At 32.8% G+C, this 17,662-nt stretch carries 16 protein-coding genes; 10 read left to right on the top strand and 6 right to left on the bottom strand.

The window, feature by feature from the left end; translation table 11 throughout:
• Positions 1-178: 178 nt before the first annotated feature.
• Positions 179-490 (bottom strand): transposase, encoded by a 312-nt coding sequence (locus tag FJV36_RS06985; protein ID WP_158727651.1) that lies wholly within the window; start codon positions 488-490, stop codon positions 179-181.
• A gap of 108 nt (positions 491-598) precedes the next feature.
• Here FJV36_RS06985 and FJV36_RS16470 point away from each other — a divergent pair, with 108 nt between their 5' ends.
• The 6 genes from FJV36_RS16470 to FJV36_RS06955 all read left to right on the top strand — a co-directional run bounded on the left by FJV36_RS16470 (position 599) and on the right by FJV36_RS06955 (position 7,015).
• On the top strand, positions 599-814 hold the full coding sequence (locus tag FJV36_RS16470) for a hypothetical protein (protein WP_233264572.1): 216 nt from the start codon (positions 599-601) through the stop codon (positions 812-814).
• 363 nt (positions 815-1,177) lie between these two features.
• Positions 1,178-2,416, top strand: a complete 1,239-nt coding sequence (locus FJV36_RS06975) for a T9SS type A sorting domain-containing protein (RefSeq protein ID WP_158729151.1) — start codon at positions 1,178-1,180, stop codon at positions 2,414-2,416.
• A 428-nt stretch (positions 2,417-2,844) separates the two neighbouring features.
• Positions 2,845-3,276: a DoxX family membrane protein gene (locus tag FJV36_RS06970; protein ID WP_158729152.1), complete on the top strand. Its 432-nt coding sequence runs from the start codon at positions 2,845-2,847 to the stop codon at positions 3,274-3,276.
• Positions 3,276-3,734 carry a MarR family winged helix-turn-helix transcriptional regulator gene (locus tag FJV36_RS06965; RefSeq protein WP_158729153.1) on the top strand — a complete coding sequence of 153 codons (459 nt, stop codon included), beginning with the start codon at positions 3,276-3,278 and terminating at the stop codon, positions 3,732-3,734. The genes FJV36_RS06970 and FJV36_RS06965 overlap by 1 nt, the downstream gene beginning before the upstream one ends.
• Before the next feature lie 778 nt (positions 3,735-4,512).
• The gene (locus FJV36_RS06960; protein WP_158729154.1) at positions 4,513-5,373 is read left to right on the top strand and encodes a neutral zinc metallopeptidase; all 861 of its coding nucleotides are present in this window, start codon (positions 4,513-4,515) and stop codon (positions 5,371-5,373) included.
• A gap of 355 nt (positions 5,374-5,728) precedes the next feature.
• Positions 5,729-7,015, top strand: coding sequence for a DEAD/DEAH box helicase (locus FJV36_RS06955; protein WP_158729155.1), 1,287 nt, complete (start codon positions 5,729-5,731; stop codon positions 7,013-7,015).
• Between the two features lie 184 nt (positions 7,016-7,199).
• Here the strand turns inward: FJV36_RS06955 and FJV36_RS06950 are convergent, their stop codons facing one another.
• The 5 genes from FJV36_RS06950 to FJV36_RS06930 all read right to left on the bottom strand — a co-directional run bounded on the left by FJV36_RS06950 (position 7,200) and on the right by FJV36_RS06930 (position 13,820).
• Entirely contained in the window at positions 7,200-8,153 is a 954-nt protein-coding gene (locus FJV36_RS06950) for a phosphoribosylaminoimidazolesuccinocarboxamide synthase (RefSeq protein ID WP_158729156.1), read from the bottom strand.
• Positions 8,154-8,254: 101 nt separating this feature from the next.
• On the bottom strand, positions 8,255-10,603 hold the full coding sequence (locus FJV36_RS06945; protein ID WP_158729157.1) for a prolyl oligopeptidase family serine peptidase: 2,349 nt from the start codon (positions 10,601-10,603) through the stop codon (positions 8,255-8,257).
• Positions 10,604-10,627: 24 nt separating this feature from the next.
• Positions 10,628-11,461: a Cof-type HAD-IIB family hydrolase gene (locus FJV36_RS06940; protein ID WP_158729158.1), complete on the bottom strand. Its 834-nt coding sequence runs from the start codon at positions 11,459-11,461 to the stop codon at positions 10,628-10,630.
• 907 nt (positions 11,462-12,368) lie between these two features.
• Positions 12,369-13,319 carry a PhoH family protein gene (locus FJV36_RS06935; protein WP_158729159.1) on the bottom strand — a complete coding sequence of 317 codons (951 nt, stop codon included), beginning with the start codon at positions 13,317-13,319 and terminating at the stop codon, positions 12,369-12,371.
• A 21-nt stretch (positions 13,320-13,340) separates the two neighbouring features.
• The gene (locus FJV36_RS06930) at positions 13,341-13,820 is read right to left on the bottom strand and encodes a hypothetical protein (RefSeq protein WP_158729160.1); all 480 of its coding nucleotides are present in this window, start codon (positions 13,818-13,820) and stop codon (positions 13,341-13,343) included.
• 158 nt (positions 13,821-13,978) lie between these two features.
• Here FJV36_RS06930 and FJV36_RS06925 point away from each other — a divergent pair, with 158 nt between their 5' ends.
• The 4 genes from FJV36_RS06925 (at position 13,979) to gldG (ending at position 17,616) form a co-directional block, all read left to right on the top strand.
• Entirely contained in the window at positions 13,979-14,806 is an 828-nt protein-coding gene (locus tag FJV36_RS06925; protein ID WP_158729161.1) for an S-adenosyl-l-methionine hydroxide adenosyltransferase family protein, read from the top strand.
• 18 nt (positions 14,807-14,824) lie between these two features.
• On the top strand, positions 14,825-15,121 hold the full coding sequence (locus FJV36_RS06920; protein ID WP_158729162.1) for a putative quinol monooxygenase: 297 nt from the start codon (positions 14,825-14,827) through the stop codon (positions 15,119-15,121).
• 84 nt (positions 15,122-15,205) lie between these two features.
• The gene (gene gldF, locus FJV36_RS06915; protein WP_158729163.1) at positions 15,206-15,931 is read left to right on the top strand and encodes a gliding motility-associated ABC transporter permease subunit GldF; all 726 of its coding nucleotides are present in this window, start codon (positions 15,206-15,208) and stop codon (positions 15,929-15,931) included.
• A complete protein-coding gene (gldG, locus tag FJV36_RS06910) occupies positions 15,931-17,616 on the top strand; it encodes a gliding motility-associated ABC transporter substrate-binding protein GldG (RefSeq protein ID WP_158729164.1) in 1,686 nt (561 codons plus the stop codon). The genes gldF and gldG overlap by 1 nt, the downstream gene beginning before the upstream one ends.
• Positions 17,617-17,662: the final 46 nt, after the last annotated feature.

Genomic DNA, 17,662 nt, shown 5'->3' with positions numbered 1-17,662 from the left:
ATCGATTTAATAACCGCGTCTTGACTTACATATCCTTTAGATTTATTAAAAGTAAATTCACTAGGTTTAATACCTTTTTTATTTGAGCTTGGTCTTCGGTAATAACTACTTTGAACCATTCCTACTATAGTAATAATTTTGGTTTTACTAATCTTATGTTTACTATAAATACTATCTACTAAATCTTTCTTGGATCGGATGTCCCAAACTTTTTTTTTAAAAGTTCACGCCCAATTTCTAATTCGATTTCCTTGTTAGCTAATAATTTGCGTAGAATTCTGTTTTCTTCCTCAGCTTGCTTTAGCTCTTTACTACTAGTGTCATAAGTTACTTTTAAACCAGCTTCTCCCTGCTTCTCGTGTTTCTTCTTCCAGCTATACAAAGTGCCAGTGCTAACGCTGTATTTACGGCACGTTTCAACAACTCCTAATTCTTCTGAAAAGGATAGGATTTCTAGCTTTTCTTCTAAACTCCATTTCTTGTATTTCATATATCAAATGTACTATTTGAAATTTAAAATATCACTCCGAACTATTAAGGGGCTAAAATAAGTGGCGAGCCTCAGATTAGTACCACTGATCCCGATGCACGAGCACTTTTGGTACAAGGAGTAGTGGTAGATATCAGTTACAATATTCAAGCCGCTGTTGATGATAAACACAACTTGGTTGTAGCCACACACACCATCAACCGCAATGATAAAAATGCGCTATCAGCCATAGCTCTATATTTTAGCCCCTTAATAGTTCGGAGTGATATCTTAACACTTTTGCGTAAACGTATTATAGGACAAAACAATGTAAAGACAAGTTAAATTTAGGAATACAAAACATCAAGTGAGGGAAAGTATAAAAGCGTACTTTGTTCCTTTTGGCAAATCCGAAAATAGGGCCTAATTTAGTCCCAAACCCGCTGTAGTAGCGGGACGTCTGGCTGATGAAAAATCTTTTTTCAAATAATATTATCGAGAATAATAACGTCTTCCAAAGTGGAAATAAACATCTTATAAAGGGAAATTTCTAACATATATTGTATCCTGTAAAATGCAAAAAATCCTGTTTTGGCGCGACTTTTTTGCTATATTTGTTTGGTGAAAAACGAAGGTTTTTTTAACAAACTGACGTTAGCGTATAAGTTATAAAAACAAAAAACGGAACTAATAAAATAATACATAAATATGAAAAAAATTCTATCTTTTTTAATATTTGGAACGAGCTCAATGGCATTTGCACAATTACAAGTAAACAATTTGAATTTAACTACAAATGATTTAGTATATGATTCAGTAACTAATAAAATTTATGCAAGTATTCCAAGTTCTAATGGTTCAAATGGAAACAGTATAGGTGTTATAAATCCAAACACATACTTATTAGAAAAAACAACTTTCATTGGAAGTGAACCAACAATTCTTGCAATTTCAGACAATGGACAATATATATATTCTGGATTTAGTGGATCTTCAACTGTAAGACGATTTGATGTCGCAAGTCAAACAGCAGGACTCCAATTTAGTTTAGGAACTGATTCCTCAAGTGGGTCCTACTATGCCGAAGATATTGAAGTTATGCCAGGTCAACCAACAACTATAGCTATTTCTAGAAAGAATAATGGATTTTCTCCTAGACATGAAGGAGTCGTAATATATGACAATAGTATTATGAGACCGACAACAACACCTGATCATACAGGAAGCAACAGAATAGAATTTACTAGCCAAAATTCATTAATTGGATACAATAATGAAACAACTGAATTTGGAATTAGAAGATTATCAGTAAATAGTAGCGGAGTTAGTAATGTTGGTGTAACTCAAAATGTATTATCAAACTTTTATCTAGATTTTATTTATAAAGATAATTATATCTACTCATTTGATGGTAAGGTTGTTGATGTTACTACAGCGCCGTTTGTTATTGGTCAATTTTCAAATGCAACCGGTCCAGTTGTATATGACAGTCATTATAATCTTGTATGTTTTGCTAGTTATGATTTTTCTGGAAACATCACATTTAAGCGATTTAATCCTAATACTTTTTTGTTGAATAATAGTTTACCAATTTCACAAGCCTTTGGTTCTGTAAAAAACATAATAACTTGCGGAAATGGTTGTTATGCTTTTAACACAACTGACAACAAAGTAATTATTATAAAAGATTCAACATTAGGCTTGCCAGAAATAGAAGAAATAAACAATGTATCAATATATCCAAATCCAACTACTGATTATTTATTTATAAAAAGTAACTTAGACATTAAAGACATACAAATTTCTGATTTAAATGGTAAAATAATAAATAATTTGGAATTTCAAGATAATAAAATAAATTTAACCGGTTTAAAGACTGGTATTTATTTTGCTAAAATTAGTGATATAAATGGAAAAACATCAATTAAGAAAATTATAAAAAACTAACCTTCTTGCAGTTAGGGTTTCGTTGCAGCTGCAAGCCGAACAATGAAACCCGTGTTGAATCATCCACGTCGGCCAGGCTGAACCTGGTCACTGGCGGGAACTATGCACTTATCGTAAAATTTTGAGAGAGAATGTCAAGAGGATGTAATGTCCTCTTTTTTTTGCAGTACTTCCAATGTAGTTTTTTTTAAGTTTTTTTTTTCACTATCAAGCATACATCCAATCATCCCAGCTAATTTGTACATGAAACTCACGCTACCTAGGGACTGGCAAGGGCATTAAACTTGAAGGAAATCACTAATTGTTTATACTGTTGTTCTTCATTTTTTTATGACCCTGATATTATTTTTACTACACAATAGTGGTTATTAAAATAAATCGTGTATTTTTGTATCGTGCACGATATAATCTAGCACGATATAAATTATATGTATATGGAAAATAAAACGACAATTACACAAAAAATTTTTAGAATTCTACTTGCGGTCTTTATGATTTATGCAGGAGTTAGTCACTTAACATTTAATCGTATAGAATTTCAGGCGCAAGTCCCAGATTGGCTTCCTTTAAATAAGGATCTGGTCGTGATCCTATCTGGGATTGTAGAAATTGCTCTAGGTCTTGGTTTGGCTTTATGGACAAAGAAGCGTATTCAATTTGGTTGCGCTCTAGCAGTATTTTTTATATTGATATTTCCAGGGAATATTGCCCAATATCTAGAGGGCAAAGATGCTTTTGGAGTATTAAATTCTGACGGAGCCAGATTTCGACGATTGTTCTTTCAGCCGGTATTGGTAGTTTGGGCATTATGGTCAGCAGGATCATGGAAAGCCTGGAGAGCAAAAAAAAATAACAACTAATGGAAAATACACAACTAAAACTAGGCAACCAAGTTTGTTTTCCGATTTATTCCGTTTCACGACTACTTACCAAAGCATATAGACCCCACCTGGAACAATTAGGCTTAACATATCCTCAATATTTAGTATTACTAGTGTTGTGGGAAAAAGACAAATGTACTGTAAATCATATTACTGAGAAATTATTTCTGAACACGAACACCCTATCCCCTTTGCTAAAACGTATGGAGAAAATGAATCTTCTTGAACGTATTCGTTCTAATGCGGATGAAAGAAATGTCATCATTCAATTAACAGACACGGGAAGCCAATTGAAAACGCTTGCATTATCAATTCCTGAGAACCTCTTAAAAACATTGTTGACCGAAAACATTACAATGAACGATATTACTCAGTTAAGAGACACGCTGAATGAATGGATTACTATATTAAAAAGCGACACGAAAAATTTAGAATAAAAACCAAATAGATAGAAAATGTGATTTTATTATACAAAGTAAATTAGTGCTTAATAGTCAAAAATAATTGGTAAAAATGCAGCAAAACTTGACTAGTAAAAGATGAATCACTTACCAGAAAATTTGGCGGTACGGGACTAGTATCAAACCACATACAAAAAATTATTAGTACTACTAAGCAGTCAATTAAAAGTAGAAATTACCTTCAATTCAGGAAGTACTTTGTCATTTGACCACAAACTAAAAGTAACTGATAACGTCCTTGATAAAAATTACTTAGCAAAAAAAATCTTAAATATTATTGACAAGTCTAATGAAGAATAAATTAAAAATTCAAGAAAAACACGTATTTTGATTGTTGAATATTTTAACGAAACCTCTAACTCTTAAAAACTTTGATTAAAAACGAATCCTACCTAAATTAAAGAAGCTATAAACGGACTAGACGGCGTTGAAAACTTTAAGGATGTGTCAATAGATATTATTTTTATGGATCTTGAAATGCCTATCATGAATAGCTACGAAATTTTACAATGCATTAAAAACGTGCTAAATTACAAGGCAATTCATACAAAAGCCCTAACTTAACTGCTGATGCAGAAAAAGCAGAATAAGAAAAAAATGTAATGCTTCTGGCATGAATGATTTTACTTCAAAACCAATAATAAAAGGCATCATAGGCGCCTCTGTAACAAAATGGATAATGTAAAATTTAAAGTAATGTTGAGAATGTTAAAATATTATGTAATTTTAAACCAAACAACTAAAAATAAAACTTATGAAATGGAGTGGCAGACGTTCAAGTGAAAATTTTGAAGACAGAAGAGGAATGTCTTCTGGTGGAAAAACTATAGTAGGCGGGGGAATAATAGGTATTGTTATCCTTTTACTAAATACTTTTGGTGGAGAAAATGCTCAAATGATAACACCTATTCTTGAGCAAATGAATCAAGGACAAAGTGCACCCACAGAACAGAGAGCCTTAACTGCTGAAGAAATTGAAGAAGGAAAATTTGTTGAAGCCGTATTAGTTGATTCAGAGGATGTATGGGATAAAATTTTTAAGGAAAATAATATGCAGTACAAAAGACCTAAATTAATTTTATTCACACAGGGAGTAGATACAGAATGTGGTAGCGCAACCTCGGCCTCTGGACCATTTTATTGTCCTGCAGATCAAAAAGTCTACATGGATTTAACATTCTTTAATGAGTTGAAAACTAAATTTGGGGCCCAAGGTGGTGATTTTGCAACAGCCTATGTAATTGCACATGAGATTGGACATCATGTACAAACCTTACTAGGAACTTCATCAAAAATGAGACAAATGCAACAAGGTAAAAGTCAGGCAGAGGCAAATGCATTATCTGTAGCTCTAGAATTACAAGCTGATTTTTATGCTGGCGTTTGGACACACTACAATCAAAAAATGAAAAATATACTTGAAGAAGGTGATCTTGAAGAAGCATTAAGTGCCGCTCACGCTGTAGGTGATGATGCTATTCAAGCCAAAATGCAGGGGCATATTGTTCCAGAATCCTTTACTCATGGAACTTCGGTTCAAAGAAAAGCTTGGTTTATGAAAGGATATAAAACTGGCGATATCAAGCAAGGTAATACTTTTGCTGAAATCAATTAACACATTGTGGCATGTAGCATTACAACTGCATGCCACATTTTTTTTATTCAATTTGATCCAAAAAAATAATTTTCAGGTTTGATTCAAAAATGTTCTCTATTGTAAAAATGATCTTTTGTAATTCATGAATAATCAATTGTTGTTTTCATTTTCATGATTTTAGAGTGTTTTTACAAGCAATAATGTGATTAAAAAGCCTACACAAAACCCTCTTTGCATTGTAAAACAGTACTTTACACAAGTGTCTTAAACAAAGAAAACCTCTCAATCAAGAGATATCCAAAATAATGACATACCTTTGCGCCAAATTAAAGGAGCAAAATATATAAATGTGTTTGCTTCGTAAATACAATTTATGTCATTCAATTCATTAGGTTTATCTGATTCTTTACTGAAAGCAATCAGCAAAAAAGGGTACACTACCCCATCTCCAATTCAACAAAAAGCCATACCTCCCATACTTAAAGGCCAAGATGTTTTAGCATCTGCTCAAACTGGAACAGGAAAAACAGCAGGTTTTACGCTCCCAATATTGCAACTGTTATCTCAAACACAACCCGTTCGCAATCGTCCAATTCGATCTTTAATCCTTACACCTACAAGAGAATTAGCAGCTCAGATATTAGCAAATATCAAAGAATACAGCGAATTTTTAGATTTAAAAAGTACGGTTATTTTTGGTGGAGTAAATCAAAATCCACAAGTAACACAATTACGTCAAGGCATTGATATTCTGGTAGCAACACCAGGAAGACTTATAGACTTACACAATCAAGGTTTGATTTCACTTGCAAAAGTTGAAATTTTAGTTCTTGATGAGGCCGATAGAATGCTGGATATGGGATTTTTACGTGATATTGAAAGAGTATTGAAAGTTTTACCTCAAAAAAGACAAAACTTACTTTTCTCAGCAACTTTTTCAAAAGATATTAAAAAACTAGCGATGGGAATTCTTCAAAATCCTATTCAAGTTGAAGCAACTCCTGAAAACACTACTGTTGACGCCATAACCCAACTCATTTATCCTGTTGCCAAAGAGAAAAAAACCGAATTAATCATAAAACTGATTACCGAAGGGAACTGGAAACAAATTTTAGTGTTTACAAGAACCAAACAAGGCGCTAATAAACTAACTGAGTTTATGAACGATGCTGGTATTAAAGCTGCCGCTATTCACGGCAATAAAGGTCAAGGCGCTAGAACAAAAGCTTTAGAAGGTTTTAAAAATGGAAGTTTAACGGCTCTTGTTGCAACAGATATTGCTGCTCGTGGATTAGACATTCCATTATTACCGCATGTTGTAAATTTTGAATTACCTAACATCCCAGAAGATTACGTTCATAGAATAGGTAGAACAGGTCGTGCTGGTGCAAATGGTAAAGCAATTTCATTGTTTAGTCCTGATGAGACTGTTTTTTTAAGAGATATCGAGAAATTAGTTGGGTTAACAATCCCAAAAGAAAGTATCAAAGGTTTTGAGCCGGATCCCAACGCATCAAAAGAGCCTATAAAACAAGGTCAAGGTAGAACACAACGTTTTTCTGCACCCAAACAACCTAAAGTAGATGCTGCCAAAAAAACAAATAATTTTGGAAATAGACGTACTACTAGCTCAACTAATGATAGACGTGTGAATAGGTAATTACTATAGATGTAAACCTATAATTACTAAAAACAATAGAGACCGTAAATCAAAACATGATTTACGGTCTCTATTGTTTTTAGTAAGCTGATAATCTTTAAGAATGAAAAAATAATGATTTTTGATAAAGATTTTTGACACAAAAAATCCGCTATTCAAATTAGCAGATTTTCTGTTTTGATCATTATTTACAAGACAAATAATCTATTACATTAGCTTCAATTCTTGCATCAATGTTAGTGATATCTGCTTTTATAAACTTTTCACCTAATATATTTTCGTATAATTCGATATACCTTTCAGATACAGATTCTATATACTCATCTGTCATTTCAGGTATTTGTTGTCCTTCAAGTCCTTGAAAACCATTTTCTATCAACCACCTTCTTACAAACTCTTTTGACAATTGTTTTTGTTCGGCACCATTATTTTGACGGTCTTGATATCCATCTGCATAAAAATAACGTGAAGAATCGGGAGTATGAATTTCATCAATCAAAACAATTTTACCTTCTTTGGTTTTACCAAATTCATATTTGGTATCCACCAAAATAAGACCTCTACCCGCTGCAATCTCTGTCCCTCTTTGATATAAATCTCTCGTGTACTTTTCTAAAACAAGGTAATCCTCTAGAGATACAATACCTTTATTTAAAATTTCTTCTCTTGAAATATCAGCATCGTGTTCTCCGTTATCTGCTTTAGTTGTAGGTGTAATTATTGGTTCAGGAAATTTATCGTTTTCTTTTAAATCATTAGGCATTGAAACGCCACAAATTTCTCTTTTACCAAGAGCATATTCACGAGCTGCATGTCCTGAAAGATAACCTCTAATAACCATTTCTACCTTAAATGGCTCACATAATTTCCCAACAGCTACATTTGGATCTGGTGTATCAAGCAACCAATTTGGCACAATATCCGAGGTCAGTTCCATAAATCGGGTAGCAATTTGATTTAAAATTTGACCTTTGTACGGAATTCCTTTTGGTAAAACCACATCAAATGCAGAAAGCCTATCAGTAGCAACCATAACCAATAGTTCATCATTTATAGTGTATACTTCTCTTACTTTACCGCGGTAAACTGCTTTTTGGTTGGGGAAATTGAAATTTGTAGTTGTAATTGTGTGGCTCATTTTTTTAGTTGTGTGTGTTTATATTGTAGCTGCAAATTTAAAACTATTTCATAAAGTATAGCAATGAATACCTCATTCAATTGTTTGATATTACAGGAAAACTATTTTTTGAGTAAGGTTTGATTGAATAAATCTAATATCCTGCTGTACTCATCAACCCATGAATACGTTTCTTTGAATCCGTGTGCTTCAACTGGAAAACTAGCTAAACTCCATTTTTTCTTACCCAATTCAATAAAACGCTGAGACAAACGAACAATATCCTTATACTCTACGTTATCATCAACCATTCCGTGTAACATCAATAAATCACCTTGAAGATTATCCGCAAAATATATTGGAGAACTTTTTTTGTACGCATCGGGATCTGTTTCAGGAAAATTTAAAATATTTCCGGTGTAGCCATGGTTGTAGTGTGCCCAATCTGTAACAGATCTAAGTGCTGCACCTGATGCAAACTCTTTTGGTGCTGTTAACATTCCCATTAACGTAATAAAACCACCATAAGAACCTCCGTAGATACCCACTTTTGAAGCATCTATACCATGATTTTCAACCAAGTACTTTTTTCCATCCAAGTGATCTGATAAATCTTTCCCTCCCATGAAACGGTATATCCCGGTTCTAAAATCGCGTCCGTATCCATCACTTCCTCTATAATCAATGTCAAGAACCGTATACCCTTGATCAACTAACATGTTGTGAAACATATACTCTCTATGGTAGCTACTCCAATAATTGTGCGCGTTTTGCAAATAACCTGCTCCATGTACAAATAATACAGCCGCTTTGTTTGCAATTGCTTGCTGAGGCTTGTATAGTCTAGCATGAACGGTTGTACCATCTTGAGCTTTAAACGTAATTACTTCGGGTGCACGCCAAGAATATGACTTAAAACTTTCTGTTAACGATGATGTAATTTGGTCCAAAGAGGTATTGGTCCTATTACTTGCAACATATAATTCCCAAGGTTTATTTTTATAAGAATAGCGAACTAATAACGAACTTTCATCAGGAGATATACTTACTTCATGAGCACCATCACTAGTTAAAATAGGTTGCATTTTTTTTGTCGAAATATCAAGCTTGTAAAAACTTCTATTTCCTGGATGTGTGGTTGTAGTTGTTAGGTAAAATGCTTTTCTATCTTTAGCCAAAGCTACTGATCGTACTTCCCAATTGCCTTGTGTCAATTGAGTTTTAAGTTTTGACTTTAAATTATATGTGTACAAATGAGAATAACCGGTCTCTTCAGATTGGAAATAAACAGTCTCATTATCAGCTAAAAAACCAAGAGTTCCTCTCCCGAAAGAGCTTGACGGAATTCCAGGACCTCCAATCCATGCTTCGTCATGCTGATAATTTATTTCTTCAAAAGTATTTTTTTCAAGATTCAAACGTACTATCCAACGGTCTTTGTTATCTTGACTTCTTATCTCTGAAACGGCATAGCTACCATCATCATTATATATTGGCTCTTGAACAATAATTAATTTGTTCTTTTTCTCCACATTTTTATTTTTCTCATACAATTCAAAATATTTTGGTACATCTTGAATATGGCTCAAAGTAGAAAAATTGATAAAATAAACGGAGTCTTTAGCAACATTATAAACACCAAACTTTGAAGGAATCAAATTATTTACAGAAACTTTTTCTTTAGTGTCAACAATATCATTGTAGCCACTTGCAGTAATAAAAGCCTCCATTTTTTCTCTTTTTCCCTCTACTTCTTCTAGTAATCTAAAAGTGGCATAACTGCCTTTAGGATCCATTTTTAACCCTCCAAAAGTATTTTTTCCATAAAAATAAGGTTTTGGAAAATCTGACTTAGAAAGTTTTGCTTTTTCAGCATTCCATTTTTTTAACGCCTCTTGATCTCTTACAAATTGGAACAACTCTTCTTGCTGGGTCTTTAAAAAAGTTTCTTTTTGAGAAGCAACCTCATCTGCTTTTCCTTTTCGGAAATTTGTGAGCTGAATCAAAGAACCTTCGTTTATGTTGTATTGAAAAATATTGTCATTTTGTCTAAAAAACAACAAACCCGCTGTTGCACTTACTTGCAAATTTGAAATGGGACTGCTGTGCTGAAACAACTTTTTAGAAACTTTATTTTTCAAAGAATACGAATACAAACGGCCTTTATCAAGATAAAAACACACATCTGGATTAGATGATTTTCTTAAATCTAATCTTGAAAAAAGAGCTTCACTGGCAGGTGCAAGTTCTGGTTTTGTCATTCCTTTTTTCCAGAAATACGTACTATTTCCTAGTTCATTATGTGGGTTCCAGTCAAAATATACTTTTTGTCCATCTATTGACCATCTTTCGTTTTCTGGTTGAGAACCAATGAAAGCATTTCCTTTCATGATTTCGTCTAGCTTTAAGGTTTGGCTGTTAATTGTAACCGAAAAAAGCATGCAAAGAAACAGTATTATATTTTTATTCATTTCAATTTCATTTAAGTTTAGTTGTTATTGTTGCAGTTCTAGTTTAGAGTTAATTATTTTGTTGGTGATGTAGTTTGCAACTCCTTCAGTATCATTAGTCGATGTGATTTCAAGTTGCGGTAACAAGTCTTTCAAACTTTGAGGAGCATTCTCCATAAGTACGCCTATTCCTGCCTCGCGGAGCATGTTTTCATCATTATAACCGTCCCCAAAGACAAGTGTTTCTTGAAAACTAAAATTCTCAAGTTCAAGAATTTTAGCAATAGCCACACTTTTATCAACTGATTTATCCATGAATTCTAAGCAAAAAGGCAAACTAAAGGCGTGATTGAATAACCCCTCATGTTTTTCTAAAATCTGATCTCTAACCGCTAGTAGTTTTGAATGATTTTCGTGGGTAAACAATAATTTAATCCCAGCATAGTCTTCTAATTCATTAAAATTTACCAGCTCAGGACGATACCTTATTTCAGGTTGAAAATCATTTAACTTCTTGTTAAATTTATTGGTAAACCAAATGTCCTCTTTGAATAAAACCGTTGTAATATCTGGATCGATGTCAATGCTTAGTACTGACTGAATGTGATCACTTTTTATATCAAACGAATAAAGTAACTTTTTATCAGGGGAATGAATACGAGCACCATTTGACGAGACCAAATAAACGGGAAATCCTAGTGAATCAAGTATTGGCATAGCATCAAGATGATGACGCCCAGTTGCAACAATGATTATATAATTAAGACGGTGGAGTTTTTGAAAAACAGAAATGGTTTTATCTGAAATTGTATGATTTGAGTTGAGTAATGTCCCATCTAAATCACTAATTATAACTTTAATATTCTGTTTTACAATCATTTTTTTTCTAAAAAATTCATACCCTCAAAACTATTCTATTTTTTAGACAATGAAAAGAGAACATACTTTTTTTTAGTGCTGTATTATGTTAAAATAGCATGTAAATATCAATACAAGACACTTAATCAAAATGGCAACTGATGAAATTAAGTGGCTTTACAGAAAATTGCTGTTTAATCCAAATTAAATTTTATATTTTATTATATTTTAAGTACTTTAGTAAAAAATATAAAAATATCTTATGAAATCATTTATTTTAAAGTGGTATCCCGTAATACTAGCATTCATTTGTATGTTATATTCAATTGGACTAGGAATAGCTGGGAGGTATGAAGAAGCTGCATATTCAGCTCACTGGCCTGGAACAATTTTATTATTCGCAATAGCAATCCGTCAAAGAAGAAAACCATGAGTGCAAGTTTTTTTATCATTGGAGGCATAATTTTTTTAATTTATATGTGCCTAACATTTTGGAACATTTTTTATTCGAATAAAAAACAAAGGGAAGAAAACTACCCTACTGTAAACGATAAAAATGTTGATGACAAAAATGAAAATCTTTAACTATTAGTTGCGATAAATACTTAAAAGTTTACTTTCATATGTTTTAGTTCCAATAGTATTCATTTTTAATGTAAGGACAACGTGGAAATACGTTTTTACTAAACAATATATTTACGTACTTTACAGCTATTATAACAAATCTTTTTTTGATAAACATTTACTTTAATTAGTAAACAAATTATCTTCATTAATTCGACTATTAGAGCAAGAATTAATGAAGTAATTTGTACTTGTTCATGAAAATCACAAGCTGTAAATAATTTCTACAAAAAACTATTTATTGATTACAACCAAGCAACTTGTTAAAAAATTTAGCACATCAACTTGTTACATGCTTGTAAGTTTAATCATTATTTTCAATCATTTTGTAAGCATCAATAACTTTCTTAACTAGTCTATGACGCACAATATCTTTATCATCCAGGTAAATAATTCCTATTCCATCAATATCTTTTAAAACTAACAAAGCTTCTTTAAGTCCTGATATGGTCCGCCTTGGTAAATCTACCTGACCCGGATCACCAGTAATCATAAACTTAGCACTTTTACCCATACGGGTTAAGAACATTTTCATTTGGGAATGAGTCGTGTTTTGAGCTTCATCTAAGATTACAAAAGCATTATCAAGTGTTCTACCCCTCATGAAAGCAAGCGGTGCAATTTGAATAATGCCTTTTAAAATATAATCTTCTAATTTTTCATTAGGCAACATGTCACGCAATGCATCATACAAAGGCTGCATGTATGGATCTAGTTTTTCTTTCATATCGCCGGGTAAGAAACCGAGATTTTCTCCAGCTTCAACCGCAGGTCTAGTCAAAATGATTCTTTTTACCTGTTTTTCTTTCAATGCTTTCACAGCCATGGCAACACCAGTATATGTTTTCCCTGTTCCTGCTGGACCTACTGCAAAAACCATATCGTTTTTTTCAAGCGTATCAACAAGCAATTGCTGGTTAGGAGTCATGGCTTTAATTATTTTGCCACCCACACCATGTACTAAAATTTTGTCACTCCCTTGAAATTTACGATCTTCTTGTGCATCTCCCATAATAACTCTTTCAATAACATTATTATCTATGTTGTTGTAACGCGTAAAATGAAGCATCAATCGCTGAAATCGTTTTTCAAATTCGTCTAAAACTTCTTTTTCACCAAAAGCCTTGAGTATAGTTCCTCTTGCAACGATTTTTAATTTTGGATAATATTTCTTTATGGATTCAAGATGAGTGTCTTGAGCGCCCCAAAAGTCTTTTGGAGCGATGTCTATGAGCTCAATTATTCTTTCGTTCAAATGATAATATGTTTAGTTGTTTTAATTTAAAGTTAATCGTAGTCCTATACCATTTGAATTGGTTATCAAATCTACTTTGGTACTTTCAAACTGCTTATAACCGGTAGCATTTTGATTGTTGTATTCCGCAACTACATTTTTAATTTTTCTTGAGAAACCTATTCTTACCGGAATTGCAATTAATAGAGCAGCAAAACCTGTCCCCATAATTATTTTAGGAATGCTTCTATTGAGTTTACCCTCAAATTCTGGATTCATACCCTCATCAAATCCTGAAATCACGTACGCCATCGTTCCCACACCTAATACTATGGGTCCAGCTATTAACAACGTATTTCCAATAGTTAACTTTCTCCGTCCTATATTATATTCGTGCAACAAATCTGGGTTTTTAGTCAATGCAATTCGTACTAAATTAGGTGTTAGTACTGTATTTTTTTGATTGGCAATAACACCACTCCCTTTGTAGACAAGAATTTGACTCCACGATTTCAAACTCATACTAAGTATAAAGAGAAATAAAAAGATTTTTTTCATGCCAACTAAAATATTCAAATTGAAATTTCTATTTAATTTAAAGCTTAAAATACTTTAGCTTTGCGTTTCTCAAATTTAGTGAAAATTAGGTTTACAAAACAGCAATAGTTATAAACAAATTTATGTCAATAATTACCCTTACTACCGATTACGGCTTGAAAGACCACTTTGTAGGTGCGTTGAAGGGAAAAATTTTATCTCAATATACTGAGGCAACAATTATTGATATCTCTCATGAAATTGATCCTTTTAATACCGTAGAGGCCAGTTATTGTGTGAGTGCAGCATACAGCAGTTTCCCTAAAGGTAGCATACACCTCATTGGAGTAGATATGGAGCGGAATAAAGAAAACCAACATATTGCAATGCAATGGAATGATCATTATTTTATTGCTGCTGATAATGGTATTTTGAGTATGCTTTCGCAAAAATTATATCCGCAAGAAATTGTAGCCATAGACATTTCTGATCAATTAGACCAAGATGCTGTTGACCTTGACGCGTTTGTAACCGTAGCATGTCATTTAGCTCAAGGTGGCGCTCTAAAAACTATAGGCACTCCCATTGATACACTAAAAGAAGTAACAGATTTAAATGCGGTTTTAGCTGTTGATGGAAATTCGTTAAAAGGGCATGTGGTTTACATTGACCATTTTGGGAACGTTGTTACTAATATATCCAAAGAATATTTTAATCAAGTAGCACAAGGAAGACCTTATGAAATTGTTTTGAAAACTAAAAATATTAAAAACATATTACCAAATTATTCTGCTATTGCAAAAAATGACAAATATCCCATTAAATCCTATGAAGGCGAAAAACTAGCTATCTTTAATGAAGCAGGCTACTTAGAAATTGCTATTTTTAGAAGTAATCCTTCAAAAGTTGGATCGGCAAGTAGTTTGTTAGGACTTAATTATAGAGATGTTATTATTATAAAATTTATATAAAGTTTAAACCAAAATCTAATGTTTGTACGCATTGTAAAATTAAGTTTTCATGAAGAGCATATTCCGGCATTTTTAGAAAACTTTGAGTTAATGAAAGATAAAATACGAAATGCGCCTGGAAATCGTTTCTTAGAATTGTATCAAGATAAAAACAACAAAAGCATTTTCTTTACTTACAGTTATTGGGAAACCGAAGCCGATTTAGAAAATTACAGAAATTCTGAACTATTTTACGAAGTGTGGACTTTCACCAAAAAATTATTCAACGATAAACCCGAAGCGTGGAGCGTGGATAAATTAGTTACTTTAGAGTAAAAAATAGTTTAAAGTTTAAGGTTTAAAGTTGTTGGATTGGGAACTTTAAATATTAAACATTTGAAACTTTAAACAAAAAAACAAATGAAATCAATAGTTTTACGAGAAATAAAATCCTTTTTCGGTTCGCCAATAGGTTATTTAGTAATTGCCATTTTTTTAATCATTAACGGATTATTTCTTTGGGTTTTTGAAGGAGAATACAACATCCTTAATTCTGGTTTTGCTGATTTGACTCCCTTTTTCACTTTGGCACCTTGGATTTTAATTTTCCTGATTCCAGCAGTAACCATGCGCAGTTTCTCAGATGAGAAAAAACAAGGAACCTTAGAATTATTACTAACAAAACCATTAAGTATTTGGCAAATTGTAAACGGGAAATTTCTTGGATCTTTGCTTTTAATTCTAATAGCCATAATTCCAACCTTTATTTATGTAGCCGTTATTTATGACCTAGGAATAGCTGAGGGTAATATCGATATGGGAAGCACAATAGGTTCCTATTTTGGATTAGTGTTCCTAATTGCAGCCTATTCTTCTATTGGGATATTCACCTCAACACTATCAGACAACCAAATTGTTGCTTTTATTTTGGCCGTTTTTATTTGCTTCTTTTTTTATTTTGGGTTCGAAGGCATAGCAACAGTGGTTCCAAGTTTATCTCAAATTATTGCTTCATTAGGCATGCAGGATCATTTTAAGAGTATGAGTCGCGGAGTACTAGACACGAGAGACATTCTTTATTTTACAAGTATTACCGTTGTCTTTCTTTCATTTACTGTTTATAATCTAAAATCTTTCAAATCGTAATGACTACTTCTAAGAAAAAAAACCTGAAATCAGTATTGATTATTCTTGCCGTTGTATTGATTGTAAATGCAATAGGAAGTTCCTTTTTTCATCGTTTTGATTTAACAAAAGATAAGAGATACACCCTTTCCCCTACCTCATTAAAAATTATTGATCAGGTTCAAAATCCGCTTGTTATAAAAGTATACATGCAAGGCGATTTACCTCCAGAGTTCAGACGCTTACAACAAGAAACAAAGCAACTTTTAGAAGAATTTCAAGCTTATAATTCTAATTTAGTCTTTGAATTTGTAGATCCTTTGGAAAACAAGGACGCAAGTATGGACAACATCAAAGAATTGTATCGAAAAGGCTTAACACCTGTAAACATAACTGTTGATGACAAAGGAAAACAGTCACAAGCTATGGTTTTCCCGTGGGCAATTGCTGTTTATGATAACAAAGAAGTCAACATTCCTTTGCTAAAGAATATCATGGGAGCCTCAACTACTCAAAAAGTGATAGGATCTGTCCAACATTTGGAATATTCTATTGCCGAAGGTTTAAATAAAATTACAAAAGCCAAACAGAAAAAAATAGCGGTCATCAAAGGGAATGGCGAACTACAAGATATTTTAATGGCCAAATTTTTATTGCAAGTACGAGAAAGTTACTTTATTGCTCCTTTCACACTTGATTCAGTAGCAAAAAATCCGTTAAAAAGTTTAGAATCTCTTAAAGAATATGAACTAGCACTCATTGCAAAACCAACCGAAACGTTTACCGATCAAGAAAAACAAGTACTGGATCAATACATCATGCATGGCGGTAAAACGTTGTGGCTTGTAGATCAAGTTGTAGCAGAAATGGATAGTTTATACAATCCTGCGGGAGCAACCCTAGCCTACCCAAGGGATTTGAACTTGAATGATATGTTTTTTAAATATGGCTTTCGTATTAATCCAGATTTAATAAAAGACGAGCAAGGAAGCCCTATAAAACTAGCTACTGGCGAACAAGGAAGCGCAACTCAATTTCAGGAATTCAACTGGAAATTTGCACCACAAGTATATCCTACAAGTGTACACCCTATTGTAAAAAATTTAGGCGGAATCAAGTTTGACTTTGCTAATCCTATTGATACCTTGAAAAACGGCATCAAAAAAACAGTACTGCTACAGTCCTCTCAATATTCAAAAAAGATAGGAACGCCATCAGAAGTAAATTTAGAAAGTGTTACCGAAGAAACTTCGCCTGCTGATTATGCTGCAAAAGGTAAACTGCCATTATCCGTATTACTCGAAGGTAGTTTTGAATCGATGTATAAAAATAGAGTATTGCCTTTTGAACAAAAAACATTTTTAGACCAAGGAAATGCAAATAAAATGATTGTTATAGCCGATGGAGATCTAATCAAAAACCAATTGGATAAAAACTTTCAACCTGTTGAGCTGGGTTATGATCAGCGTTCAGGAAATTTATATGACAACAAAGATTTTTTAATAAACTGTGTCAATTACCTCCTAGATGATAATGGACTTATTAACATTCGAAGCAAGGATCTAGATTTGCCTTTATTAGACAAAGAAAAGGTTTATGAAAACTATAGCAGTACCCCAATACTAACTATCGGGTTACCAATTATTATTTTGGGGATCTTCGGTTTTGTGTTTACTTTCATTCGTAAAAGAAAATACAGTAAATAGATGTTAATAAAAAAGTTTCCAAACTAGAATAGTTTACGATATATTT

Origin of the sequence: Flavobacterium sp. I-STPP5a (genome assembly GCF_009764685.1) — a bacterium.
Taxonomy (GTDB): domain Bacteria; phylum Bacteroidota; class Bacteroidia; order Flavobacteriales; family Flavobacteriaceae; genus Flavobacterium.
This window is presented reverse-complemented; position numbering and strand designations above follow the sequence as displayed.